The 25,297-nt window shown below is 75.1% G+C and carries 20 protein-coding genes; 13 read left to right on the plus strand and 7 right to left on the minus strand.

The window, feature by feature from the left end:
* From ACWDYF_RS31205 to ACWDYF_RS31225, 5 genes are all read left to right on the plus strand, one after another.
* On the plus strand, positions 1–279 hold a 279-nt coding region (locus ACWDYF_RS31205; RefSeq protein ID WP_389471318.1), incomplete at its 5' end, for a carboxyl transferase domain-containing protein.
* A 305-nt stretch (positions 280–584) separates the two neighbouring features.
* Positions 585–1,481: an AfsR/SARP family transcriptional regulator gene (locus ACWDYF_RS31210; protein WP_381741742.1), complete on the plus strand. Its 897-nt coding sequence runs from the start codon at positions 585–587 to the stop codon at positions 1,479–1,481.
* A 62-nt stretch (positions 1,482–1,543) separates the two neighbouring features.
* Positions 1,544–2,254: a phosphopantetheine-binding protein gene (locus ACWDYF_RS31215; RefSeq protein ID WP_389471312.1), complete on the plus strand. Its 711-nt coding sequence runs from the start codon at positions 1,544–1,546 to the stop codon at positions 2,252–2,254.
* A 12-nt stretch (positions 2,255–2,266) separates the two neighbouring features.
* The gene (locus ACWDYF_RS31220; protein ID WP_389471309.1) at positions 2,267–4,162 is read left to right on the plus strand and encodes a beta-ketoacyl synthase N-terminal-like domain-containing protein; all 1,896 of its coding nucleotides are present in this window, start codon (positions 2,267–2,269) and stop codon (positions 4,160–4,162) included.
* Positions 4,159–5,091, plus strand: coding sequence for a 4'-phosphopantetheinyl transferase family protein (locus ACWDYF_RS31225; protein WP_389471306.1), 933 nt, complete (start codon positions 4,159–4,161; stop codon positions 5,089–5,091). The genes ACWDYF_RS31220 and ACWDYF_RS31225 overlap by 4 nt, the downstream gene beginning before the upstream one ends.
* 82 nt (positions 5,092–5,173) lie before the next feature.
* Here the strand turns inward: ACWDYF_RS31225 and ACWDYF_RS31230 are convergent, their stop codons facing one another.
* The gene (locus ACWDYF_RS31230; RefSeq protein ID WP_389471303.1) at positions 5,174–5,971 is read right to left on the minus strand and encodes a thioesterase II family protein; all 798 of its coding nucleotides are present in this window, start codon (positions 5,969–5,971) and stop codon (positions 5,174–5,176) included.
* Between the two features lie 334 nt (positions 5,972–6,305).
* Here ACWDYF_RS31230 and ACWDYF_RS31235 point away from each other — a divergent pair, with 334 nt between their 5' ends.
* The gene (locus ACWDYF_RS31235) at positions 6,306–7,127 is read left to right on the plus strand and encodes an AfsR/SARP family transcriptional regulator (RefSeq protein WP_026252606.1); all 822 of its coding nucleotides are present in this window, start codon (positions 6,306–6,308) and stop codon (positions 7,125–7,127) included.
* Between the two features lie 106 nt (positions 7,128–7,233).
* Here ACWDYF_RS31235 and ACWDYF_RS31240 read toward each other — a convergent pair whose 3' ends face one another.
* From ACWDYF_RS31240 to ACWDYF_RS31250, 3 genes are all read right to left on the minus strand, one after another.
* On the minus strand, positions 7,234–7,485 hold the full coding sequence (locus tag ACWDYF_RS31240) for a phosphopantetheine-binding protein (RefSeq protein ID WP_018568312.1): 252 nt from the start codon (positions 7,483–7,485) through the stop codon (positions 7,234–7,236).
* A gap of 103 nt (positions 7,486–7,588) precedes the next feature.
* Positions 7,589–10,183 carry a helix-turn-helix transcriptional regulator gene (locus ACWDYF_RS31245; RefSeq protein WP_389471298.1) on the minus strand — a complete coding sequence of 865 codons (2,595 nt, stop codon included), beginning with the start codon at positions 10,181–10,183 and terminating at the stop codon, positions 7,589–7,591.
* A gap of 163 nt (positions 10,184–10,346) precedes the next feature.
* Complete coding sequence (locus tag ACWDYF_RS31250) at positions 10,347–10,619, minus strand: PqqD family protein (RefSeq protein ID WP_037873735.1); 273 nt, start codon at positions 10,617–10,619, stop codon at positions 10,347–10,349.
* Between the two features lie 527 nt (positions 10,620–11,146).
* Here ACWDYF_RS31250 and ACWDYF_RS31255 point away from each other — a divergent pair.
* The 3 genes from ACWDYF_RS31255 (at position 11,147) to ACWDYF_RS31265 (ending at position 12,788) form a co-directional block, all read left to right on the plus strand.
* On the plus strand, positions 11,147–11,851 hold the full coding sequence (locus ACWDYF_RS31255) for an acyltransferase domain-containing protein (RefSeq protein WP_381741730.1): 705 nt from the start codon (positions 11,147–11,149) through the stop codon (positions 11,849–11,851).
* Between the two features lie 77 nt (positions 11,852–11,928).
* Positions 11,929–12,312, plus strand: a complete 384-nt coding sequence (locus tag ACWDYF_RS31260) for a VOC family protein (protein ID WP_381741729.1) — start codon at positions 11,929–11,931, stop codon at positions 12,310–12,312.
* 32 nt (positions 12,313–12,344) lie between these two features.
* Positions 12,345–12,788 carry a hypothetical protein gene (locus ACWDYF_RS31265; RefSeq protein ID WP_389471292.1) on the plus strand — a complete coding sequence of 148 codons (444 nt, stop codon included), beginning with the start codon at positions 12,345–12,347 and terminating at the stop codon, positions 12,786–12,788.
* A gap of 18 nt (positions 12,789–12,806) precedes the next feature.
* Here the strand turns inward: ACWDYF_RS31265 and ACWDYF_RS31270 are convergent, their stop codons facing one another.
* Positions 12,807–13,424, minus strand: a complete 618-nt coding sequence (locus tag ACWDYF_RS31270) for a TetR/AcrR family transcriptional regulator C-terminal domain-containing protein (RefSeq protein WP_381741726.1) — start codon at positions 13,422–13,424, stop codon at positions 12,807–12,809.
* Between the two features lie 64 nt (positions 13,425–13,488).
* Between ACWDYF_RS31270 and ACWDYF_RS31275 the strand changes: the two genes are divergently transcribed.
* Together ACWDYF_RS31275 and ACWDYF_RS31280 are read left to right on the plus strand one after the other, a co-directional pair.
* Positions 13,489–14,721, plus strand: a complete 1,233-nt coding sequence (locus ACWDYF_RS31275) for a beta-ketoacyl-[acyl-carrier-protein] synthase family protein (protein ID WP_389471288.1) — start codon at positions 13,489–13,491, stop codon at positions 14,719–14,721.
* A gap of 436 nt (positions 14,722–15,157) precedes the next feature.
* Complete coding sequence (locus ACWDYF_RS31280; RefSeq protein WP_389471283.1) at positions 15,158–16,414, plus strand: helix-turn-helix domain-containing protein; 1,257 nt, start codon at positions 15,158–15,160, stop codon at positions 16,412–16,414.
* 134 nt (positions 16,415–16,548) lie between these two features.
* Here ACWDYF_RS31280 and ACWDYF_RS31285 read toward each other — a convergent pair whose 3' ends face one another.
* Positions 16,549–21,912, minus strand: coding sequence for an amino acid adenylation domain-containing protein (locus tag ACWDYF_RS31285; RefSeq protein WP_389471280.1), 5,364 nt, complete (start codon positions 21,910–21,912; stop codon positions 16,549–16,551).
* Positions 21,913–22,293: 381 nt separating this feature from the next.
* Positions 22,294–22,683 (minus strand): hypothetical protein, encoded by a 390-nt coding sequence (locus ACWDYF_RS31290; RefSeq protein WP_381741721.1) that lies wholly within the window; start codon positions 22,681–22,683, stop codon positions 22,294–22,296.
* Between the two features lie 435 nt (positions 22,684–23,118).
* Here ACWDYF_RS31290 and ACWDYF_RS31295 point away from each other — a divergent pair, with 435 nt between their 5' ends.
* Positions 23,119–24,423, plus strand: a complete 1,305-nt coding sequence (locus tag ACWDYF_RS31295; protein ID WP_389471277.1) for an aminotransferase class V-fold PLP-dependent enzyme — start codon at positions 23,119–23,121, stop codon at positions 24,421–24,423.
* A 277-nt stretch (positions 24,424–24,700) separates the two neighbouring features.
* Positions 24,701–25,249 carry a hypothetical protein gene (locus tag ACWDYF_RS31300; RefSeq protein WP_389471274.1) on the plus strand — a complete coding sequence of 183 codons (549 nt, stop codon included), beginning with the start codon at positions 24,701–24,703 and terminating at the stop codon, positions 25,247–25,249.
* Positions 25,250–25,297 lie beyond the last annotated feature (48 nt).

Below are 25,297 nucleotides of genomic sequence, written 5' to 3' on the forward strand. Positions count from 1 at the left end.
CCGACCAACGAGATCGCGGTGATGGGCGCCGAGGGCGCGGCCAACGTCATCTTCCGCCGCCAGATCGCCGACGCGCCCGACCCCGAGGCCATGCGGCAGAAGATGGTCCAGGAGTACAAGAGCGAGCTGATGCACCCGTACTACGCCGCCGAGCGCGGTCTCGTCGACGACGTCATCGACCCGGCCGACACCCGGGAGACCCTCATCCGGTCGCTGGCGATGCTGCACACCAAGCACGCCGAACTGCCCTCGCGGAAGCACGGCAACCAGCCGCAGTGACCGGATAAAAAACCGTGCAGTCTGTTACTTGTCCTCTTCGGGGCGTCGGTTGGTTTGTTTGGCCGGTGTGAGGGAGTGGCGAGTCGGTGTGCGGCGAGGATGCGTGCTCGCCCGGCCGCTCGGGTGGGTGGGGATCAACCGGGCTATGGAAGGCCGTAGTTGCAGGTCGGTGCGGGTGTCTGCCACTCCGCTCCAGGGTTGCTGGGGATGTGCTAAAAACAGCCACGCCGGTTTGCTATTGACAGACCGGTCGTGCTGTTTTCTAATCGAAGTCGCCAGCAGCGCATGCGGATGAGGGAGACGGCGTGGACATCGACGTACTGGGCGCACTGGACGTGAGGGAGAACGGGATGTCCGTGGCTCCGACAGCGCCGAAACCACGCCAGGTCCTGGCGTTGCTGGCGCTGCACGCGGGCCGCGTCGTGCCGGTCGCCGCACTGGTGGACGAGCTGTGGTCGGACCGGCCGCCGCGCAGCGCCCGCACCACCCTCCAGACCTATGTGCTGCAACTGCGCGAACTCATCGGCACGGCACTGGCCCGGGACCCCGGACCGGCCGGCGGCGACGGGCAGCGGCGCCGCACCGCCAAGGACGTGCTGATGACCCTCCCCGGCGGCTATCTGCTCTCCGGCGACGACGTCAGCAGCGACATCCGCGCCTTCGAGCGGATGGCCGGCACCGGCTACCGGGCCATGGACGCGGGCGACTTCGCCGGTGCCTCCCGGCTGCTCGGCGCCGCGCTCGACCTGTGGTCCGGCACGGCCTTCGCGGACGTGCAGCAGGGACCCCAGCTGAGCATGGAGGCCAAGCGCCTGGAGGAGAGCCGGCTGTGCGCCCTGGACCAGCGCATCGAGGCCGACCTCAGGCTCGGCCGGCACCGCGAGCTGCTGGCCGAGCTGACCGTGCTCACCAGCCGCTACCGCACCCACGAGAACCTGCACGCCCAGTTCATGCTGGCCCTGCACCGCTCGGGCCGGCGCGGCGAGGCGCTCGGTGTGTACCAGCGGCTGCGCACCACCCTGGTGCGTGACCTCGGCCTCGAACCGTCGCCGCGCCTGCACCGGTTGCAGCACTCGATCCTGGTCGCCGCCGCCGACTGCGCCCCCGTGCCGTCCGCCCAGCCCGCCCAGCACACCCAGCCGGGGCCCGCCGCCGAGCCCGGACCGCTCCGGCGGGACCGCCGCCTGGCCCAGGCGAGCTGACACCGTACGCGCCCGCCCGGTCCTCCGTACCCGGGAACGGCACCTACCCAGGAGGAACCCCCATGACCAGCGAGCCGCGGACCCCGCCGCAGCCGGTCCCCGCAGCCGCCGGAACCGACGCCCTCGCCGGACTGACGGATGTGCTGGCCGAGTTGCTGGAGATCGAACCCGACCGGATCGATCCGCGCCAGCCCTTCCACGTCCTGGGGTTCGACTCCATCCTGACCGCCGAGTTCGTCGCCGCCGTGAACGCCCGCTTCGGCATCCGGCTCGCGGCGGCCGTGCTCTACGACCACCCGACACCGGCGGCGCTCGCCGACCGGATCGAGGCCGACGCCACCGGTCCCGGCGCCCGCGCGGACACCGGGGAGCAGGACGGGCCCGCGGCGGCGGCCGTCCTGGCGGAACTGCGCGCGCACCTGGCGCGGATCCTGCACTGCGACCCGCACGAGATCGACGCCCGGGAGGCGTTCCCGCTGCTCGGCCTCGACTCCATCCTGGGCGCCCAGTTCGTCGCCGCGGTCAACTCCGCGTACGGACTGCGCGAGCGGCCCGTCACGCTCTACGACCACCCCGACCTGACGGCGATGGCCGAGCACATCGCCGCGGTCCGCGCCCCGGCGCCCGGCGCCGCGGCCCGAGCGGCGACCGCGCCGCCCGGTCCACGGGCCGCCCTCACCCCGGACGAGGTGAACGCCCTGCTGGACGCCGTCCGAGACGACATGCTCAGCGTCGACGAGGCGGTCACGCTGCTGTCGTCCCGGCCCGTCTGAGTGAGGACCCGCATGGACGACAAGGAGATCCTCACCGGCTTCAAGAGCGGCGCCCTCGGCCGCGAACAGGCGGTGGCCCTGCTCACCGGCGCACCGGCCGTTCCCCCTGTGTCTGTTGTTCCGGCCGTTCCCGCTGCGCCCGTTGTTCCGGCCGCGACCGCGACCGGGCGCGCCGTGCGCGGCGTGCCGTCCGCCGCCCCCGAACCCCCGCCGGCGCGTGTCCCGGCCACCGCGCCGGCGGGCGGCGGCGAGCCGGAGAGCACCGGCCCGTACGCCGTCACGGCCCTGCACGGACGCTTCCCGCAGGCCGATGACCTGGAAGCCTTCTGGCGTACGGCACTCGACGAGCGCGACACCGCCTCGGCGCCGCCGCCCGGCCGCCCCGCCGGTACCGAACCCGGGTACTTCCTCGACGGCGTCGCCGAGTTCGACGCCGCCTTCTTCGGGCTCGCCCCCGACCGGGCCGCCCTGCTCGACCCGCAGGAACGCGTCCTGCTCGAAACGGTCTGGCAGACCCTGGAGGGCGGCGGCTACACCGGCGCCCGGCTCGACGCCCTCACCACCGAGGACGGCGAGCCCCGCGACGTCGGCGTCTACCTCGCCCATGGCCCCGCCGACCACGCCCTGCTCGCCGCGGAGCAGGGCGGCGCGTTCCCGGCGGGCTGCCGCGGCGGGCTGGCCGGGAGGCTGTCCGCGTTCCTGGACCTGCGCGGGCCCAGCCACTGCGTGGACAGCGGCAGTTCGTCCTTCCTCGTCGCCCTGCACCACGCGCTCGGCGCGCTGCGCGCGGGCGAGTGCGCGGCGGCGCTGGTCGGCGCGGTCGATCTGCGGCTGCACCCGGCGCGCCAGGTCGCGGGCGGCGGCGAGGGCGCCGGTGCCCTCCTGCTCCGGCCGCTGGCCGCCGCCCGCGCGGCGGGCGACACCGTGCACGCGGTCGTCCGCTCCGGTGCCGTCGTCCACGCCGGGCGCGCCCCCGAGGCAAGGGTCACCGAACGGCTGGACCGGGGCACCGCGGCGGCGGGCGCGGACACCGCGCGGCCCACCCTGCGCGAGACCGGCACCACCGCGGCGGCCACCACCGGGGACACGGGCGCCGCCACCGGCTTCGTGGCCCTCACCCGGGCCGTACTGCAACTGCGCCACGGCACGCTGCTGCCCGTACCGGGCGGCCCGGCCGCCGCCGTCTGGCCCCGCCCCTGCGACGCGCACGGCCGTGAACTCCCGCGCCGCGCCGCCGTCACCGTGCGCGATCCGGCGGGCACCGCCGCGCAGGTGATCGTGGAGGAGGCCCCGCGCACCCGGCCCGAGCCGGGACGGACCGCCCCGCCACCGGGCGGTCCCGCCGGGCAGGGCGAGGAACTGGTCCTGCTGTCCGCGCCCACCCCCGGACACCTCGCGGCCGCCGCGCGGCGGCTCGCCGAGCGGGTGGGCCGGGCCGACGCGAGCCCGGACGTGCCGAGGGACCTGACCGCGCTCGCCCGCGAACTCCGCCTGGGCCGGGCCGTACTGCCCTGCCGTCTGGCCGTGACCGTCCGCAGCACCGCCGAACTCGCCGCCGCGCTCGGCGCGTTCGCCGCGGAGTCCGCCCCCGCCGCCGTACCCGGCTCCGCCGCCGCACCCGGCTCCGGCTCCGGTGCGGCCGGGAGCGGCGGTGTCCGCCACGCCGACCTGCGCTCCGGGTCCGGCGGGTCCCCGCTGCTCGGGGACCTCCCCGAGACCGACGACTACCTCGCGGCCCTGTGGCGCGGACACCGGCTGGACGCGCTGGCCCGGCTCTGGCTCGCGGGCGTCGACGTCACGGCGGCCCGCGCGGCGGGCACGGGACCGGTGCTGCCGCTGCCCCTGACCCCGCTGCTGCGCCGGCCGCTGCCGGCCGCCCGCCCGAGGACGGACGAGCAGGAACGATGACACTCACCACGTCCGAACCCCGCGCCCCCGAGGCCCGCGCGTCCGAGCCGCGAGCCTCCGAGCCGCGAGCCTCCGAGGCGCATGCCCCGCAGGACGCGCCCGCCGCGCAGCCGCTGTCCGCGCCCGCCGACGGGTCCGCCCCGCCCGCGCCGGTCAAGCTGTGGCTGTGCCCCAACGACGACCTGGCCCCCGCCCTCGCCGCCGTCCTGGCCGCCCACTGGCTCGACGAGACGGAACGGGAGACCGCCGGGCGGTTCCTCTTCGAACGCGACCGCCGCCAGTACCTCGTCGCCCACACCCTGGTGCGGCGGGCGCTCGCCCTGGAGGCCGGGGTCGCCGAGGCCGAACTCGTCATCTGGCGCTCCCGGCGCGGGCGTCCCTTCCTCCAGCCGATGCCGGGCGGACTGCCGCGCGGCGGCGCGCACCTCGACTTCAACCTGTCGCACGCCGGTGGCTACAACCTGCTGGGCATCGTCCGGCGGCACCGCATCGGTGTCGACGTAGAACGGCTCGACCGCGACGCCCAGGCCATCGAGACCATCACGAGCACCTTCGCGCCCGAGGAGCAGGAATGGGTGGCGCGGGCCGCCCCGGGACGGGAGCGGGACCGGCGGGTGCTGCGCCTGTGGACCCTGAAGGAGGCGTACTCCAAGGCGCTCGGCCTCGGCCTCGGACTGCCCTTCGACGAGTTCGCCTTCACCCTCGCCGACGACCACGGGGTGACCGGTTTCCGGCCACCGGCTCAGGACCGTTTCGGACGGTGGCGGTTCGTGGAGCTGGAACCGGTGCCCGACGTCCTCGCCGCCGTGGCCGTGCCCGACGACGGACGGCAGCCGCCGGAACTCCAGCTCCATCATGGATTTCCCTGGGGCAGGGCGGCCCCGCGGAACATCGAGCTGCCCGAACCGGTGGGCGGAATTCACGGATAGCGCGTTTTCCGCGTGCATTTTGGAGCATGGCGTCCGCCGGACGCCTTTTCGTGGTCGGCGGACGCCTGGGGGACATCCGTATTCAGCGGCCGGCCACCCGGTCGCGCCGGGCGAGCAGTGCCGTACGGACCTCGCCGGCCAGCACCTCGAACAGGGGCCGCGGATCGTCCTGGAAGTAGAAATGGCCGCCCGGAAAGAGATGGACGCCGAGGAAGCGCGCGCACAGCCCCGCCCACCGGGCCAGCTCCTCCGGGCTCGCCGCACCGTCGTGGGTGCCGCCGAAGACGGACACCGGCACGGGCAGCGGCCCGGCCGCGGGGGCGGAGCGCCAGTTCGCCACCAGGTGCAGATCGGCGCGGATGACCGGGGCGAAGACCTGCCACAGGCCGGGATGGTCGAGGACCTGCGCGGGCGTGCCGCCCAGCAGGGCCATCCGGCGCCGCAGTTCCTCGTCGGTCAGGTCCCGCAGGGGCACCGGCACGCGCGGCCCGTCGGCCGAGGGCACCCCGCAGGCGGAGACGCCCAGCCACACCGGGGCCCTGCGGCCCTCGGCGAGCAGCCTGCGGGTGAGTTCGTAGGCGACCAGGGCGCCCATGCTGTGCCCGAAGAAGGCGAACGGCGCCTCGTCGTCCTCCAGTTCGGGACCCAGGCGGTCCAGGAAGTGCGTGACCAGGGCCGCGCCGTCGCTGACCAGGGGCAGGCCCAGCAGCGAGCCGTGCCCGGGGGCGTCCACGGGCAGCACCCGCCAGCCGGCCGGGGCGTGGTCCGCCCAGCCCTGGAAGGCCAGCCCGGAGCCGCCCGCGTGCGGGAACACGTACAGGCGCGGCCCGTCACCGGTGCCGGACCGCCCGTCGCGTGGGAGTGAACCGAGCGATGTCATCGAGACTCCGTCCTGGGTGGGCGCGGAAGGGAAATCACCGCCGGGGAAAAGCCACCGGCAGGAAACACCCGCGCCGCCAGGTTATCCACCGGCACTCGCCCCGGACTCGAATCCATGGATCGTCGCGCCGGAATCCACAGTTCACCTCCAGTGTCCGTGCAAGTGTTCTTGAGCGCTTCGAACGCCGTGCGCAACACCGCACTTGGAAGTCCGCTAGAGGACCACTACAGAAAAACGCTCGGCGGGCACGGACGCGGCTAGCGTGCTTAGTGGCGAAGATTTCTGGCCAACGGCAGGAACTGAACAGGGAACTCGACGAGGTACGGAGGACACCGTGAAGATTCAAATTCTGGGTCCGTTGAGTGCCGAGGTCAACGGGGGGTCGATCGTTCCGTCGGCCGGCAAGCCGCGGCAGCTCCTGTCGCTCCTGGCGCTCTATCCGGGACGGGTCATGCCCGTCCCCACGCTGATGGAGGAGCTGTGGAGCACGGAACCCCCGGCGAGCGCGCTCACGACACTACAGACGTACATCCTGCAACTGCGCAGAAAACTCGGTACGGCGATGGGGCCGGCCTCCCCGGCGGGCGCCAAGGACGTCCTGGCCACCCGGCACGGGGGCTATCTGCTCCAGATAGACGAGGACTGCGTCGACGTCCACCAGTACGAGAAGCTGGTACGGGAGGGGCAGACCGCCTTCGAGGCAGGTGACAACGATGTGTCCGCCGCCCGGTTCCGGGCCGCCCTCGGGCTGTGGAGCGGCGCCCCGCTGGTGGACGTGCGGGTCGGCCCGGTCCTGGAGATCGAGGTCATGCGGTTGCAGGAGAGCCGGCTGGTCACCGTGGAGCGGCGCATCGACGCCGATCTGCGCCTCGGCCGCCACGCCGAACTCATCGCGGAACTGGCGGACCTGACGGCACGTCACCCGCACCACGAGGGACTGCACTCGCAGGCCATGGTGGCGCTGTACCGCTCCGGGCGGCAGGCCTCCGCGCTGGAGGTCTACCGCAGGCTGCGGATGCGGCTCATCGACGAACTCGGTGTCGAGCCCTCGCCGCAGCTCCAGCGCATGCACCAGGCCGTGCTCTCGGTCGACCCGCAGCTCGATGTGCTGGCCGGACCGCGCAACACCTCCACGTTCGACCTGTTCGCGGCCTGACCGCGACCGCGCACGGCGGCCCCGGGCCCACACACCGAGCGCACCGGCCCCCGAGGGGACCGGCGCGCGGTGGTGGCCGTCCGGTGGCGCGCTGCGCCCCGCGGGCTCAGAGACCCGCCGTCTGGAGCCGCTTGACGGTCTCCCACAGCACCTCCGGCGTGGCGAACGTGTCCAGCGACAGCGCCTCGTCCACGAAACGGACGTCGTAGGCGCTCTCCAGCGAACCCAGCAGCTCCACCGCGCCGAGCGAGTCGAGCCCGCAGTCCCGCAGGTCCGTGTCGGGAGCGAGCGGCTCCTCGCCGTCCAGGAACGGCAGGTACTCGCGGAGCAGCTCTTCGAACTTCTGGTCCCACGCCATGGTGACCCCACCCTTTTCCACTGTGTCGGTCGTTCTTCTGTGTCGGTCAGCTAAGGCCGGGCCGAGGGGGTGGGGGAACCCGTCCCCCACCCCTGACCGGCCCCTATTTCCCGGCCTGTACGGCTCCGAGGGCCAGGTCGATGGGAAGGTCCGCGCGGCCGTTGATCCGCAGCTTGCGGTAGACCTTCGTCAGATGCTGCTCGACCGTGCTGACCGTCAGGTACAGCTTGGTCGAGATCTCCCGGTTGGTGAGCCCCTGGGCCGCCAGGGTGGCCACCCGCTGCTCGGAACTGCTCAGCCGGGTCTCCGGCCGCTCCGGGCCCGGCTCGACGATCCGCTCGGGCGCCGGATCGCTCAGCGGGGCGTCGGGCAGGATCTCCTTGCACAGCGCCGTCGCACCGCACTGCCGGGCCAGGCTCCAGGCCGCCCGGGTGGTCGCCGTGCCCTTCATCGGCGCGTTGCCGTCCGCCTGCATGGTCTGCCCGAGGTCCGCCATCGCCTGCGCGGTGGCCAGCCGGTCGCCCGAGCGGTGCAGTTCGTCCACCGCCTGCTCCAGCAGCGAGATGCGCTGCCGCGACGAGCCGACGCTCAGCGCCCGCCGGTGCAGCGACAGTCCGCGCACCCAGGGCCGGCGGGCGTCGGGCAGGGCGAGCTGCTGGAGCACCAGGCGCTCCGCCTGCTGCGGCTTGCCCAGCCGTTGCAGGGCCTGCGCCGCGTCGCTGCGCCACGGCAGGAAGGCCGGCCGGTCGATGCCCCGGCTCTGCATGATCCGGCCGATCGCCATGAAGTCCGTCAGGGCCGCCTGCGGCTGGTTCCCGGTGAGGTGGTGCAGGCCCCGGGCGCGCAGGAAGGCCAGGCCGTGCAGGCTGTCGAGCAGCCCGTGCGGCAGCGGCCGGTCGCACTGCCGGGACGCCTCCGTGTAGTGCCCCATCGCGCTGTGCGCGCCGACCAGCACGGCGAGGGCCGCGTACCGGAACGTACCGCCGCCGCCCTCCGGCAGCGCCTCCAGGGCGCGCCCGGCGAACGAGGACGCCCCGGCCAGATCGCCGATCCGCAGCAGCGCCTGCGCGTGCAGGGTCGCGAACACCGCGGCCCAGCCGGGCGCGCCCCGGCGCTCCGCGTCCTCCAGCAGGGTCCGGCTCCACGGCACGGCCCGCTCCGGCTGGTCGCACAGCAGCAGCGAACGGACCGCCTGGACGACGGCGGTGAGCGTCGCCTCGGTCAACGTGGCCGAACGCAGCAGGCGTTCGGCCGTCGTGGCGCCCGTGTCGATCACCAGGTCGAGCGGCGAGACGCCCTGCTCGTCGTCCTCCTCGTCGCGGTCGCCCAGCAGTTCGGCGGCCTCCGTGAGGCGGCTCTGCATCAGCAGCAACTGGGAGAGCGGCTGGGCGGGTTCGCCGTCGAGCAGGCCCGAGCGCAGCGCGGCCAGCGGCCCGGCGAGCCGGCGTTCGGCCGCCGCCGGGTCGAAGCGCCAGGTGATCTGCGCCAGCCGGGCCTCGATGACATGGCGCTGCCGGTCGTCCTCGCACACCTGGTGCGCCAGCTCCAGCAGCCGCAGCGCCGGGCGGCCGTCGTCGGCGGCGAGCCGGGCCTCGGCCGCCTCGCACAGCAGCTCGGTCTCCGCGGCCGAGGCCGTCCACCGCGTGTGCCGGTGGGCGGCGGCCGCCTGGAGGTGCCCGGCCGCCTCGGTGGCCGGACGTCCCCACCGGCGCAGCAGCAGCGCGGCCCGGCGGTGCAGGGCGATCAGGTCGGCGGTGGCCAGTCCGCTCAGTACGGCGTCGCGGACCGCCGGATGGCGCAGCCGGACCCCGTCGACCAGGCCCGCCGCGGCCAGGGCGCTCAGCCCCTGGCGGACGGCGGCCGGGGAGAGTTCCAGCAGCTCGGCGGCCTCCTCGGCGCTGTCGGCGGTCCGCAGCAGCGCCACGGCCTGGGCGACCGCGGCGGCCGTGGGGCCGGTGCGGTGCAGACAGGCGCGTACGGCCTGGGCGAACGAGCCGCCGGGCACCGGTGCGACCTCGTCGCCCCCGGCGCCGCCCGCCTCGTCCAGGAGGGCCCGCAGCAGCAGCGGGTTGCCGCCGGAGATCTCGTGCAGCGCCCGCGCGCCGCCGCCCCGGCCGCGGCCCTCGGCCAGGGTGCGGGTGTCGGCGCGGGAGAGCCGGTCGAGCCGGATCCGCCGGAAGGCGGGCTGGCGCATCAGCTCGGTCGTGAAGGCGGGGTCGCCCGCCTCGTGGTGCAGCGAGTCGGTGACCACCAGCAGCAGCCGCCCCGCGCGGACGCTGCGGGCGAGGTACTGGAGGAAGGCGAGCGACTCGTCGTCGGCGTACTGCACGTCGTCGACGCACAGCACGAGCGGGGTCCGCTCGCTCAGTTCCCGCAGTTCCGCGCAGAGCGCCTGCATCGTCTCGGCCCGCGGCGGCGTACCGCACACCCGGTCCGTGCCGTCCAGGGCCAGCCCCCGGGCGCTGCCCGCCAGTTGGCGCAGCACGCCGTACGGGGTGCCGCGCTCGGCGGGGGAGCCGGCCGCGCACAGCGTCAACGCGTCGCCCGTCGCGGCCAGTTCGAGGAGTGTGTGCAGAAGGGCGCTCTTGCCGCAGCCCGTGGGCCCCTCCACCAGAACCGTACGGGGCCGGCCCGCCGCGCAGTCCGCGAGGGCCTGGTCCAGTGTTCCGATCGCCGCCGTCCTGCCGACCAACGTCATAGTCGCCCCGTCCCCGATTGGTCCACCCCTAACCTGGGCCAGCATGGGCGGACCGGCTACAGGGGTGGTCGAGCCGCGGCTGAACAGCCGGTCGGCCGTACGGCCGTACGGCCGACCGGTCGGGGTGCGCGGACGGCTCCGCCGGGGTGATGGTCGGCCGGTGTCAGGGCAGGCGCGGTTCGCTGCGGACCAGGCCCGCGTCGCGCATCTCCTCGACCCAGATGTCGAGGTCGGCGCGGGCGTTGTCGGGTTCGGTCTCCCACAGGGAGGCGAGCATGCGGGCGGCCGCGGCCACGTCCCCGTCGTGCTGGCACAGCGCCAGCCACATCGCGGTGCCCGCGGGCCCGCAGCGGAATCTGCGGGCCGGGGCCGCCACGTCAAGACGCCCGTCCGCGTCCACGCTGACGTTCAGGCCGGGCACGGGTCGAACACGCACGAGCACCTCCAGCCGGCGACCTGGCCACGGCTCTTCGGGCCAACGCTTTCGCGTCTGGGACAGGAACCGGAAAACAATTGGCACCGAGCACGCTGCGGCGGCGAGAGCATGCAATCCATCGTCCTGTGCGCGCCCGGCGGGTGGCAACACTGGCGCCCCCCTACAGGGGAGTGCGCGAGCGCCCCCGCCGTAGGGGTGGGCTGCGCGTTTGGCCCGTGCGCCCCCGGCGTCCGCCCCCGGACGGAGAGAACCGGCCGAATGCATTTCCGAAATCCCCGGGAAACTGGCCGGATATCGCCGAAGCGACGGCCGGTGAACCGGTGAACCGGCGTCGGGGGAATTCCGCCGCGCATTGCGGGGACTTCGCGCGGGGACCGGAAGAGCGGGCCGCCGGCCGGAGCACCGCGGAACGCGCCCGCGACCCGGCGGCGGCCTCGCACCAGCGCCGTTCGAGAGTGTCTCGTCCCGGTCTCCGGCGCACCGCGAGACCGTCGGAACCCAGCCGCAGCACCGGAGGAGGCTGATCCATGACGGCAGTACCGACCGGGACCGCCCTGCGGCCGGCGGGCAGGCAACGCCCGCCGGTGCCGGGATCCGTCGAGGGCGGCACGGCGGTGCTGTTCCCCAGGGCCCGGCGGGTGCGGCCGGGCATGGCCCGCGCGCTCTACGGGACGTTCCCCGCCTTCCGCGGGGAGTTCGACACGGTGTGCCGCGCCCTGGACCCGCGCCTGTCGCTGCCGCTGGCCGTCGCGGTGTTCGCGCCGGAACGCGGCGTGGACAGCCGCCTGCTGCACCGCATGGACTTCGGCCGGGCCGCGCTCTTCGCCTACCAGGTCGCGCTGTACCGGACGTGGCAGGACTGGGGCCTGCGGATCGCCGCGGTGGCCGGGGACGGCGTCGGCGCGCTCACGGCCGCGCACGTCACCGGACGGCTGGACCTCAGGACCGCCGCGCGGCGGGCGCTGACCGGCCGCCGCACCCGGGGGCGCGACGAGGCACGCGCCGTACGAGTGCTGCGCACGACCGGCTCCCGGCGCGTCCTGGCCTGCGGTCCCGCCGCTGAGGGCACCCTCGCCGCGGGCGCGGAGGGCTGCGCCGTCGTCGGGGACGTCCCCGGACTGCTGACCGCCGTGGCCGGGCTCCAGCTCTGCGGACCGCGCATCGACTGGGACGGCCTGTGGCACTCCGGGCGCCCCGGCCCTGCCGTGGCCGCGTCCGCCCCGCGGCGCTGAGCGGCCCGCCGCCACCCCCTCCGGAATGCGCCGGAATACGCGGGCGTCCGGCGCCGTGGGTGCCTACACTGCCGCGCATGGCATGCCGCATCAGTGAACTGGTCCTCGACTGCGCCGATCCGGAGCGGCTCGCCGCGTTCTGGAGCGAGGTGCTCGGCTACGTCGAACTCGGCCGCGAGGCGGACGGGGGCATCGAGATCGGCCCGCCCGGCACCGGGTTCGGCGGCCCCCAGCCCACCCTGATCCTCAGTCCCGGCAGCGATCCGCGCCCCGGGAAGCTCCCGCTGCACATCGACGTCAGCGCCACCGACCGCGACCAGGCCGCCGAACTGGAACGCCTCCTCGCCCTCGGCGCCCGCCCCGCCGACGTCGGCCAGAGCGGCACCGAGAACTGGCACGTCCTGGCCGACCCCGAGGGCAACGAGTTCTGCCTCCTGCACACCCGGATCCGGCCGCTCTGACCGAGGCGTCCCGGTCGCGGCACACTGTCCCCGTGGTCTTCCGATTGCTGCCCGGTACCGGGCTGGTCCTGCCGGGGAGCGCCGGTGTGCTGCGGTTCGGCATGAGCGAGCGTGCGGCGCAGTGGGCGGCGTCGACGCTGGCGGACATCCGTGTCGGCGGGTGGATGTGCGGGGTGCGCTGGACCTTCTTCTTCGTCCACCGGGACGTCATGGTGACGGCGTACGCGTGCGCGGCTTGTGACGGGCAGGACTTGGGGCATCTGGTCGTCGAGCGGACGGAGCGGGTCCCGGAGCAGGCCGCCGCCGTCCCGGTCGCGTTCGGTGATCTGGACCTCTTCGGCTATCCGGTCCACGAACTGGCCGAGGTGCTCGAACCGGCCGACCGCCAGCTGCTGTTGGCCGCGGGCACCAATCCGCGCAGTACGCACTATGTGCCGGGTGTGCGTCTCGACGCGTGCGAGGGCGAGCGCCGGTAGCGGGCCGCGTCCGCCCTCTCAGGCGGGCTCGGTTCCGTCGTGGATGGTCAGGGCCCCGGCGAGGTCGAGGTCGGCGCCGGTGCCGTGGGCTCCGGCGCGGACGAGGAGGACGGCGCCGAGCGCGGTGCTCCAGAACGTCCTGGCCTCCACACCGAGCGGCCGCCGGGCCTGCCAGCCGCGGGCCTCGACGAGGCGGCTCACGAAGCGTTCGGACTGCCGGAACAGCAGCTGGAGGTGCTGGTCGACCACGGGGGCGAGTTCGGGCTTGGAGATCCCGGCCGCCAGGGCGCGCGCGATGGACGGGAGCGAGGGCAGGGCGAGGACGGCGCGCGCGATGTTGCGCCGGAACGCCGCCGCGTCGGGGGCCTGGCGGCCGATGCGCTCCATGCGCCGGGTGTCGTGCAGCAGGCCGAGGAAGGCGGCGTGCACGAGCAGCGAGTCCTTGGAGCCGAAGTAGTACGTGACCTGGTTGGGGAAGACCCCGGCCGCCTTCGCGATCTCCGCGACGCTCACCTCGGCGCCGGGCCGCTCCCGGCAGAGCCGCGCGGTGACCTCGATCAGCCGGCGCCTGGTGGCGCGGCCGCGGTCCAGTGCCGGAGTCGGTGTCGCCCGTGCCTCGGTTCGCTTCTTCTCCACGCCCTCATTGTATGTGATACAAAATGGCTCGCACTTGTATCGCATACAAGAAAGGTCGGAGCGCATGCAACGGACCGAGGTCGTCGTGACCGGACTCGGCGCGACCACACCGCTCGGCGGTGACGTGGCGTCCACCTGGCACGCCCTGCTGGCCGGCGAGTCCGGTGTCCGCGGCGGTGTCCTGAGCGGCCACGAGGACATCGGCCCGCCCGGCGTCGTCGCGGGCACCCTGGCGGTCGACCCCGCCGGGCTGCTGCCGCCGGTACGGGCCCGGCGGCTCGACCGTTCGCAGCAGGCGGCCCTGGTCGCGGCGGCCGAGGCCTGGACCGACGCCGGTACCCCCGAGCCTGACCCGGACCGGCTCGCCACCGCCGTCGGCACGGGCATCGGCGGCGTACGGACCCTGCTGAAGGAGGACGACGTACGGGAGACGGCCGGGGTCCGGCGCGTCTCGCCACGTACGGTCCCGATGCTCATGCCCAACGCGGCCGCCGCGCTGATCAGCATCGAGTACGGCGCACGGGCGGGCGCCCACACCCCCGTCTCGGCGTGCTCCTCGGGTGCCGAGGCGATCGCTCTGGGGGCCAGACTCATCCGCGCGGGCGAGGCGGACGTCGTCATCGCGGGCGGCACCGAGGCCGCGCTCACCCCGATCACCGTCGCGGGGTTCGCCCAGGCGCAGGCCCTGTCGCGGTACGACGGCGAACCCGCCTGCGCCTCACGGCCGTTCGCCGCCGACCGCAGCGGCTTCGTCCTCAGCGAGGGGGCGGCCGTCATGGTGCTGGAGAGCGCCGGGCACGCCGCCGCCCGCGGCGCGCGCGTCCATGCCGTGCTCGCGGGCGCCGGGATCGCCGCCGACGCCCACCACATCACGGCGCCCGACCCCGAGGGCTCAGGACAGATCGCGGCCATGCGAAAGGCCCTCGCCCAGGCGGAGTTGGAGCCCGGACGGGTCGGTCACATCAACGCCCACGCGACCGGAACCCCCGTCGGCGACATCGCCGAGGCGCACGCGATCGGGGAGGTCTTCGGCCGCGCCGCCACCGTGACCGCCCCGAAGGCGGCCCTCGGCCATCTCTTCGGCGCCGCCGGGGCGATCGAAGCGGTCGTCGCCGTGCTCAGCGTGGCGCACGGCGTCGTCCCGCCCACCCGCAACCTCACCGCGGCGGGCGTGGGGCCCGGCATCGGCCTCGACGTCGTCACCGAACGACGGGACGTCCCCCAGGACGCCGTGCTCAGCAACTCCTTCGGCTTCGGCGGGCAGAACGTCTCCCTCGTCGTCACCGGAGCATCCTGATCGGCGCGCGCCTCATCTCCTGGAACAGGGCTTCTGGACAGGATCTCTTGGGCGAGATCACTTGGGCCAGCCGATGTCGTCGTCGTCGGAACGGGACAGCGCGCCCCGGGCCGTGCGCTTGGGCATGCCGGTGCTCACGGGTGCGGCCCGGCAGGCAGCAACCGAGTGCTTCATGGACGACTCCCGGGCGAGGTCGGACGACGGACGGGCGTGTTCCGGCGGGCACTGGAGATCCTCGCCTGAACCGGTCGAGAACCGCTGGAGAAGCAGGCGAGGAACGCGTGAGGGCGCCGCGAGAGCCGCACGAGGCACCGGCACGGCGGCTGGCAAAGGTTTGCCCGCGCCTTGCCCGCCGCCCTACGCTCGATGCGGCCCCGGTGGTCCCCATCCGTTCGCGGTCGCCTCCGTCCGCGCGTCCTTCCGAGGGAATGGTCACATGCTCCGACAGCCCGCGTTCGGCCGCCGCCTGCGGAAGCTGCGTACGGCCCAGGGCCTCTCCCAGACCGCGCTGGCCGGGGACGGCATGTCCACCGGGTATCTGTCCCGGCTGGAGTCGGGCGCCCGGCAGCCCACCGAGCGGGCCGTCGCCTACCTCGCCGAGCGGCTGGGCAGGAAACCCGACGACTTCGAGGAACCCGCGGGCGGCTCCCTCGCCCACGCGCTCACCCTCGTCGCCTCCACCGGCTCCGAGGACGCCGTCGAGACCCTGCGCGAGGCGCTGGCCGCCGAACAGCACGAAGCGCCCGTACTGCGCTGGCAGGCCCTGTGGCAACTGGCCCGGCACCGGCGCCTCCAGGGCGACCACGAGGGCGAGCGCGGCTATCTGGAGGAGCTGGTCCAGCTCGGCGACGAGGTCGCGCTGACCGAGCTGCGGGTCCGCGGCCTGACCCGGCTCGCGCGCTGCCTGCGCTCGCTCGGCGAGATCTCCGCCGCGCTGGACGCCGCCGTCACCGCCCACCACCTCGCCCGGGACGGAGCGCTCGGCGTGGAGGACCGGGCCACGGTACTGCTGGCACTGGTGTCCGTGGAGGCCGAGGCCGGACGGCTGCCGGACGCCAGGGCCCACACCGACGAACTGACGGTCCTCGTGGAGGGCCGCACCGACACCCTCTGGGCCGAGGCGATGTGGACCGCGGCCGCCGTCCGGATGCGCCAGGGCGACTACCCGGCCGCCCAGCACTGCCTGGAACAGGCCCTGGAGAAGTTCAGCAGCGGCGAGGACCTGGTGCTGTGGCTCCGGCTGCGGCTCGCCGCCGGACGGCTGCACCTCCAGAAGGTCCCCGCCGACCCGCGGGCCGCCGAGCGGTGCGTCGCCGCCGCCGAACCGGCCCTCGCCTTCGTCGGCACCCCGGGCCTGCGCCAGGAACTCACCGCGCTCAAGGCCGACCTCGCCTTCCTCACCGGGAACTACGACGACGCCCGCACCCTGCTCGGCGAACTCGCCCGCGAACAGCCCCGGATGACCTACCGCGACCGCGTCCGCCTCGACATCCTCCGCCACCAGCTCCGGATCCTGTCCGGCGACGAGAGCGGGGTGGCCGGGCTGCGCGCCCTGGCGGAACAGGCCCAGGCGGACGCCAACATCGACCTCGCCGCCGAGATCTGGCGCATCCTCGCCGAGGCGCTCGCCCAGAGCCGGGGGCCCGCAGGCGACCCCGCCGCCCCGGCGGCCCGGGAACGGGACATCGCCTGACCGAGCCCAGCAGGCGGGAAGCCGGGAAGCCGGGAGACGGGAAGGCCGGGAGGCGGGAGCGGGGAGACGGACCGAGGGGGATGCGCCGTGGTGCGGCGCATCCCCCTCGGCGCGCTGCTGCCGCCGCCCGAGCCTCAGAGCGAGTGGCCCAGCCGGTCGTTGATGTGGTCGAGGCACAGTTCGTACAGGTCCTCGGCGTGGCTCTCGTGCCAGCCCGCGGGCACGGCCGCCGCGGACGGCCACAGCGCGTGGTGCCCGAAGCGGTCCGCCAGGACCACGAACGTGGCGAACTCGTCGGCGAACGGGTCGTCCGCCGCCGGGTGGTCCAGGACCCGCAGTCCGCCGTCCGCGTCCAGCCGGGCGGCCCGTCCGGTACGCCACATCAGCGGCGTACGGCCGTCCGCACCGGCGTCCGCACCGGCCTCCGCGGCGCCGTGGGCGGCCCCCTCCCCGGCGGCGAACGGGTCCGGCAGGAACCGCTCCCCGGTGGCCCCCGGCGCCCCGGCGTAGCCGCGCGCCACGCCCGCACCGGCGATGTACAGCGCCCCCGTCTCCCCGGCGGCCACCGGACGCAGCCGGGCGTCCAGGACATACGCCCGGTGGCCGGGCGCGGGGCGGGCGGGGCGGCCGGGGCCCTGCTCGACGACGAGCCGGCCCTCGGCCCAGCCGCCGCTCACGGTCAGCCCGGTGCCCTCCGCGCGGGCCAGCGCGACCAGCGCGCACAGCAGGTCGTCGGCGCCGCCGAGCACCACCCGGGCGTCGCACCGCCGCAGCCAGCTCAGCACCTCGTGCGGCACCGCGTGGGTGAGGGAGGCGTCCGGGATCCGCACCCTCGCGCCGCGCACCAGCGCGCCCAGCAGACCGAGCGCCGCGTCCCCGTCCGGATAGCCGCGCACCAGCCAGGCGGCGTCGGCCGGTCCGGCGAGCGTGGCCGCGGCGACCGCCTCCGGACCGATCACCACCGTGCCGTCCTCGGCGGGCATCAGCAGCGCCGGGTCACCGGACCGCGCCGGACGGGTCCGGTCGGCGTCGCTCACCGGCCAGTGGCCCGCCGACGGCAGCCGGTCGGCCGCGTCGTCCCGGACCAGCCGGGCCGCCCCGGGCACGGCGGGCAGCAGCAGGTCCGCCGTCTCGTCCAGCAGCAGCACCACCGGCCGTACGGCGTCCGGCAGTTCACCCGACGGGAGCACCGGCAGCAGCGCGGCGCCCGTCTTGGCCACGGCGAGCGCGGCGACCGCGAACCCGGACGGTGACGACAGCGCGGTCAGCACCGATGTGCCGGGACCCGCGTGATGCTCGATGAGCGCGTGCGCCAACAGGTCCGAACGGGCGTCGAGTTCGGCGTAGTCCATCCCGGCGAGCGCGGGTGCCTCGGGGGCCCGCGCCACCTGCGCCGCGAACAGCTCGGCCACGCCCCGTACCGGGACCGGTGCGCTCGGCACCGCCCACACCCCGCCCCGCCCGGCCGGTCCGGGCAGCAGCCGCAGCCGGCTCAGCGCGGTGTCCGGCGCGTCGAGTGCCGCCTGGAGCACGGCGGTCAACTGCCCGGTGAGCGAGGCCGCCGCCGCCTCACCGACCGTCTCCAGCCGGTGCGAGGTGGCGACGGCGATGCCCGCGGGCGCGCCCGCCGGACTCTGCCGCTCGGTCAGCACGAACGCCACATCGGCCTCGGGCAGCGGCAGTTCGGCCTGTTCCACCTCCACGGTCAGCCCGGCCGCCGTGAACCGCCGTCCGGTGTCCGCCTGCAACACGGTCAGCGCGACGCCGCCCGGCCGGGCGAGCGCGGCCCCGCCGTCCCGGTAGGCGGCCAGGTCGGCCGCCCTGACCCGGCGCAGCAGTTCCTCGAACGCGGGGTCGCCCGAGGGGTCGGCCGACAGCGCCAGGACCCGTCCGTGGGCGCCCACCGCGCCGCGCAGTCCGGCGCTGCCCCGGGCCGGGACCGGCGCGGCCACGGTGACCTCGCCGGACACGCCCAGCCGGGACAGCACCGCGGTCAGCGCGGCGTGCACCACCATGAACAGGGTGGTGCCGTGCTCGGCCGCGAACCGGGTGAGCCCGTCGTGCAGTTCGGCCCCCAGCTCCGCGTCGAGCGTGGCGTACGAGCTGTGCGCGGCGCGCGGCGCGGAGCCCGGCAGCGGGGTCGGCGCCACATCGCCGAGGAACGCGCGGGAGGGCGCGTCCAGCGCGGCGGGGGAGCGGCGCGGGGTGCCGCCGGTGGCGCGTGCCCCGTACGCCTGGGCGAGTTCGGCGGCCAGCGGCAGATGGGACCAGAGGTCCACGGAGTCGGCGGGCAGCGCCAGGTCCAGCAGGTGGTCGTCGGCGGCGATGCCGCGCAGCCGTGTACCGGCCGAGCCGAGCCGGGAGTTGCGCAGCACCTCGTGGCGGCGGCCCAGGTCCTCCAGCGCCTCGTCCAGGGCCCGCCGGTCCAGGGCGCCGCGCAGCCGCAGCGGCAGCACCGCGCTGTCACTGCCCGCGCCGGCCGGGCCGGTGGCCGTGGCCGGGGTGTCGCCGACGAGCGCCGCGAACCGGGCCGGGGTCGGCGCCTCGTACAGGGCGCGGCTGCCGGGGTCGGTGCCCAGGGTCTCGCGGACCCGGGACAGGAGCCGGGCGGCGGCCAGCGAGTGGCCGCCGATGCGGAAGAAGTCGGAGTCGGCGTCCACCGCGCCGCGCGGCAGGCCCACCGCCTCCGCGAACAGATCGCGCACGATCTCCTGGACCGGCGAGCCCGGCTGGGTGCCGGGGCGGTGCGCGGTGAGCTGCGGGGCGGGCAGCGCGCCCCGGTCGACCTTGCCGTGCGCGTTCAGCGGCAGCGCGTCCAGGGTGGCCAGCACCGAAGGGATCATGAAGCCGGGCAGCCGCTCCTGGAGATGGGTGCGCAGGACGACCTCCAGGTCCACGCTCCGGTCGAACGTGACCGGTGTGTTGGCGCAGTCCGCCACGGCGGCGGCGGGCCCGGTGCGCACGCCGGTCAGGGCACCGGCCGGGACCCGGTCCGGGTCGACGTAGACGATGTCGAGGAACCGGGCGCCCTGCCCGGACCAGGTCGGCAGGGCGCGGTAGCCCAGCCGCTCGCCGGCCGCGCACAGCGCCTCGGGGTCGGGGGCGGGCGCGTCCTGCGGCGGCAGGTCGAGCCCTTCGAGCGGGTTGTCCAGCGCCTCCATCGCGGCGTACTCGTCGTGCACCCGGCGGTTGGGCACCTGGGCCAGGCGCAGCACGGCGGGCCGGTGCTCGGCGAGGTGGGCGGCGGCACCGGCGGCGGAGGTGATGTCGCGGTCCCAGACGGCGGTGGGGGCCGCGGCGAGGTCGGCGACCGGCTCGGCGGTGGACAGCACCGCGTCGTAGCGGTAGCGGGTCAGCTCGTTGTGGTGGACGCCCCGCTTGACGCGTACGTCCACGGCGCGCACCGCGGGCAGTTCGCGGGCGAGGGCGTCGAACAGGGCGGGGGAGAGCAGCAGTTCGGTCTCGGTGGCGACGCGCTGGTCGATGCGGCGGCGCTGGGCGTCGCGGTCGGCCTCGAAGGCGTCGGGCCGGGCGAGTTCGACGCCGGTCTCCAGGCAGCGGGACAGGTCCAGGCTGCGCAGGTCGCCCAGGACCAGGGAGCCGCCCGGGGCCAGCAGGGGCAGCGTCGCCTCGATGACGGTGCGCAGGTAGGACAGGTCCGGGAAGTACTGGACGACGGAGTTGAGGACGATCACGTCGAAGTGACCGGCGGGCAGCCCCGTGGTGTCCTCGGCGCTCTGCCGGCGCAGCCGGACCTTGCCGCCGAGCACCGGGTCGTCCGCCAGCCGGGCGGTGAGCGCGGCGACGGCGGGGGCGGACAGGTCGGTCGCCCAGTACTCCTCGCACTCCGGCTCACGGGCGAGCCTGCTGAGCAGCAGGCCGGTGCCCACGCCGATCTCCAGCACCCGGCGCCGGGGCAGCTCGCGGATCCGCTCCAGGGTGGCCCGCTGCCACTCCCGCACCTGTTCGGCGGGGATCGGCCGGGCGTCGTAGCTGCTGTGCCAGCCGGTGAAGTCGCTGCCCAGTTCGGTCTGTTCCGCCTCCGCGTGGTCGTGCAGGGTCTCGTGGATCTCCTGCCACTGGGTGATCCGGGCGAGCTGCGCGTCCGGACCGGGGCCCGCCGTCCCCGCGCCCGGCGCCGCCGGGACCACGTGGGCCACGAGGTGCTTGTCGCCGTCGGGTGTCTCGTGCACGGACACCGCGGCGGCCGCCACGCCCGGGTGGGCGGTGAGCACCGACTCGATCTCGCCCAGCTCGACCCGGTGGCCGCGCAGCTTGACCTGGTCGTCGAGCCGTCCGGCGAACTCCAGGGCGCCGTCCTCGCGGACCGTCACCAGGTCGCCGGTGCGGTAGAGCACTCCGCCGCCACCGGTGAACCGGTCGGTCACGAACCGCTGCGCGGTCAGCTGCGGCCGGTTCAGGTATCCGGTGGCCAGACCGGGCCCGCCGAGCAGGAGTTCACCCGTCTGCCCGGCCGCGGCCGGGGTGCCGTCGCGGCCCACGACGACCGCGGTGGTGGCGCCGAGGGGGCGGCCGATGGGGACGGTGCGGTCGCCCTCGGCGGGCTCGGTGACCTCGTGCCAGGTGGCGAACGTGGTGGCCTCGGTCGGCCCGTACATGTGCAGCAGCCGCTCGGGCGCCCCGGCGGCGAACACCTCCCGCACCCGGCGCGGGTCGCAGATCTCGCCGCCGAAGAGCAGGGCGCGCAACGGGGCGAACGCGGCGGGCCGTTCGCGGGCGATCAGCTGGAACAGGGCGGTCGTCAGGAAGGCCACGGAGATGCCGTGGGTGCGGACGGCCTCGGCGAAGCAGTCGGGGTCGGTGACGGTGTTCCGGCTCAGCCCGACCAGGCGGGCGCCCGCCGCGAGCGTCGCCCACACCTCGAAGGTGACCGCGTCGAAGGCCGGGTTCGCGGCCTGCGCCACCGTGTCGGCGGGGGTCAGCCGCAGGTGTTCGGTGGAGCCCACCAGGTCCAGCACGGCCCGGTGCGGGACGACGACGCCCTTGGGTGTGCCCGTGGTGCCGGAGGTGTAGCAGACGTAGGCGGTGTCCTCGGGGGTGATGTCCTCGGCGCGCGGGGTGTGGGGGCGGGCGGCGATCTCGGCGGCCTCGGCGTCCAGGGCGACGACGGTGAGGTCCTGGCCGCGGTACTCGGTGGCGCCGGTGCCCTCGGTGAGCACGGTGCGGGCCGCGCTGTCGCGCACGATCAGCCGGCGCCGCTCGGCGGGGTCGGCCGGGTCGACCGGGACGTAGGCGGCGCCGGCCCGCACGATCCCGAGGAACGCGGTCACCAGCTCCGGTCCCGGCCTGAGCGAGGTCACCACCCGGTCGCCCCGGCCCACGCCGCGGGCCCGCAGATGCGCGGCGAGGCGGTTGGCCGCGCGGCTCAGCTCCGCGTAGGTGAGGGACGCGCCGTCGCCGCCGAGCCCGGGGTAGGCGACCGCGATCGCGTCGGGCCGTGCCTGGACCTGCTGCTCGATGAGACCGGAGATGGACATCGACTCGCTCCTTAGGACAGCGCCTTCCGGGCTTGGCAAAACGTTGCCTGAAGCTTGGCAAGGCATTCCTGAGACGGTGTCTTGGAATGGTGGAGTGCGGGTGGAGTCGCAGGTGGGCGGGGCGCGATTGTGTGCCAGGGGTGGGTAGGGGTTGCCAAGCAGGGAGGCGAACGGGCGGTGGCAAGGCGCGCCCCGCCCTCGCCAGCCGCCAGCCGCCAGCCGTAAGCCGCCCGCCGTAAGCCGTCCGCCGGAACCCGGACGGACCCCGGACCCCGGAAGCCGTCAGCCCCGACCCGGCACACGCCGAAGCCCCCGCCACGGCGCGAAGGCCGGCGGGGGCGTCACGGTGGAGCGGGCTCCGGTTGCCCGGAAGGGCGGTGGTCAGGCGGAGGCGACAAGCGGCCAGCCGATGTCGCCCGCGGGCTTGTCGGCGGCGGCGGGGGAGGCGGTGCCCGGCGCGACCGGCCAGCCGATGTCGTCGCTGTGCTTGGCGACGGCCTGGGTGGCGGTGGGCCAGCCGATGTCCCCGGCGGGCTTGTTGACGGTGGTGGCGGAGGCGGGGGCGACCGGCCAGCCGATGTCCCCGGCGGGCTTGTCGGCCGGGCCGGTGGTGGGGGCGACGGGCCAGCCGATGTCGTCCGTGGCCGCGGCGGAGACCGTGTGGGGCGCGACCGGCCAGCCGATGTCGTCGGCGGAGGCGACACCGACCCCGGCGGCGGAGAGGGCGACGGTGGCGGCGGCGACGGCGGCGATCCGGGCGATGCGGTTCATGTGACTGACTCCCCTGTGACAAGTCCGTGTTCGTTGCTTGGCAACCTCTTGCCAAGAAGATTGGCAAGGGAATCTCGGGAAACGGTGGGGAATCGTTCGAGATCGAGTCGAGGAGGCCACCAGAAACCCTCCAGAACGCTGGACAGGGTGCCGCAGTTGCCTCACTGAATCCGCTTCGAGCTGCGGAAACGCCGGGAACCGGCAGCTGCCGCGCGGCTTTGACAACGCTGGGCAATTCCTCGGGAAATGAGCCGGGCCGGTTCGAGAACGAAGCCAGGGCGGGCGATCCGGGGGCCTACGGCGCCCGGAAGCCCTTGCCGGAGCCCCGTCACTAGAGCGCCGCCTGAGCGTACGTTGCCAAGTCGCCGTACGGCTTGGCAATCTGTTGCCATGAAAGTGGCAACAGATTGCCGACGAACGGGGGGAGGCCCCGGAATGAACGCGATCTCCCACGGTGAGCGCTGGGTCCATCTCGACACCGCGGACCTGGGCCGCATGCCGGCCGCCGCGCGTGCCGTCCTCAGGGAACGGACCCGTCACGAGGACCGCCACGGGCCGTACGAGCTGGACGAACACGTCCACGACGAGGTGCGTCCCGAACTGGACGCCCGGCTCGCGCACCTGCTGGGCGCGCCGTCCGGCGACACGGTCCTGTTCAAGGGGGCCGCCGACGCGTTCGACACCGTCGTGTCCCGGCTGCCCCTCGGCCCCCGCGACCGCGTCTGGACCACGCCCTACGAGGGTGTCGCCCACCTCACCACCCTGTTCGCGCTGCGCGACCGCACCCGCTGCGCCCTGGACGTCGTGCCGCTGCGCCCGGACGGCGACCTGGACCTGGAGTGGATGGCCGCGCACATCGACGACGACGTCGCCCTCGTCTCCCTGACCCACGTCCCGGCGGGCTGCGGCATCGTCAACCCGGTGGAGGAGGCGGGCCGCGTCCTCGCCCCGCACCGCGCCCTGTACGCGGTCGACGTCTCCTACTCCGTCGGCCAGCTCCCCGTGGACGCGGCCCGCATCGGCTGCGACCTGCTCACCGGGGACGGCTGGCGGTTCCTGCGCGGACCGGAGTCCATCGGGTTCGCCTACGCGGCACCGAGGCTGCGCCAGGCCCTGGCCCCGTACGGCGTGGCACCGGCGGCCGCCCCGCACGGCGCGGCCGTCGCCGCGCTGAACACGGCCCTCGCCCTGCCCGCACCGGCGGACGCGTACCGGGAGCTGGCCCCGGCGCTGCGCGCGGCCGTCGAGGAGATCCCCGGCGCCGAACTGATCGCCCCCGGGCGGACCCACTCCGGCGTGCTCGCCTTCCGGCACGCCGAGCTGCCCGCCGCGCTCATCCGGCGGCGGCTGGCCGAGCGCGGGGTCGTGGTCCGCAAAACCGTGGCGCAGGAGACACCGCTGTTCCTGCCCGGCCGCGGGGTCACCACGGCCGTCCGTGCCTCGGTGCACGGCGACAACTCCGTACAGGACGTGGACCGGTTCGCCGAGGCGCTGCGCGAGGCCGTGCGCGAGGGCGTGCGCGAGGGCGTACGGCACGGGCGCGGGGCGGCGGCGGTTCCCGCGCCGGTCCCCGCACCGGCCGGGGCACCGGCGGCCGTACCTGCCGGGGCACGTGCGGGGCTGCGCGTCGTGGCCTCCGCAGCCGCCTCCGTACCGGTGTCGGCGGTGGCGGCCGGAGCGCCGGTCCCGCGTCCCCGTCCGTCCGGGCGCCGCCACCTGTCCCTGGTGCCCGCCCCCTGAGCGGTCCGGACGAGTCGGTCCAGAACCCAGGTCATGACGTTCCGTCGTGACCTGGGTTCGCCGCTGCCCGGGGCGCGGGGGTGCCCTGCGGCGTCCCATGGTGCCACTCCGCCCCGCCGGGAAGGGATGCCCACGCATGTGATGTCGCCGTGGCACACGACTTTCCCGCACATCCCCCCAGGTCAGCGCCACATTCGCGAGGCGGTGGCCCGCCCGGCTGCCGTCATGGCGTCATCGCCCCTTGTGCATGGCACCATTGTGGTGCCATGATGGCGTCATGGACCTCACCCCGTATGTCGAGACCCTCCGCCGTGAACTCGCGGTGGCCGCCGAAGCCGGCGGCGAGGACGCCCGTGAGCTGGCCGAGCGGCTCACCGCTCCGCTGGAGTCGGCGACCCGGCTGACCCTGCTCCACGTGCTCTCCGCCGCGATGGACGAGATCACCCGTGAACTCGCCCCCGGCTCGGTCGACGTACGGCTGCGCGGGCTCGACCCCGACTTCGTGGTGACGCCGCCGCCCACCGGCGGCGGCCCCGCGGCGGCACACGAGGCCCCGGCCGCCGAACCGTCTGCGGCCCCCGCGGCTCTCGCGTCCCCCGCGTCCCCCGCGCCCGGCGAGGGCGACGAGGGCGGCACCGCCCGCGTCAACCTCCGGCTCCCGGCCCACCTCAAGGCGCGCGCCGAGGAGGCCGCGAACCGTGAGGGCCTGTCGGTCAACGCCTGGCTGGTGCGCGCCGTCTCGGCCGCGGTCGACGGCGGTGCCCGGCCGCGTACGGCGGGAAAGACCCGCACCGTAGGACAGAGCTTCACGGGCTGGGTGCGCTGACCGCACGGGGACCCGTACGGGGACCCGCGCCCGCCTGACGTCACCGCC

Source organism: Streptomyces sp. NPDC003284 (assembly GCF_053589675.1).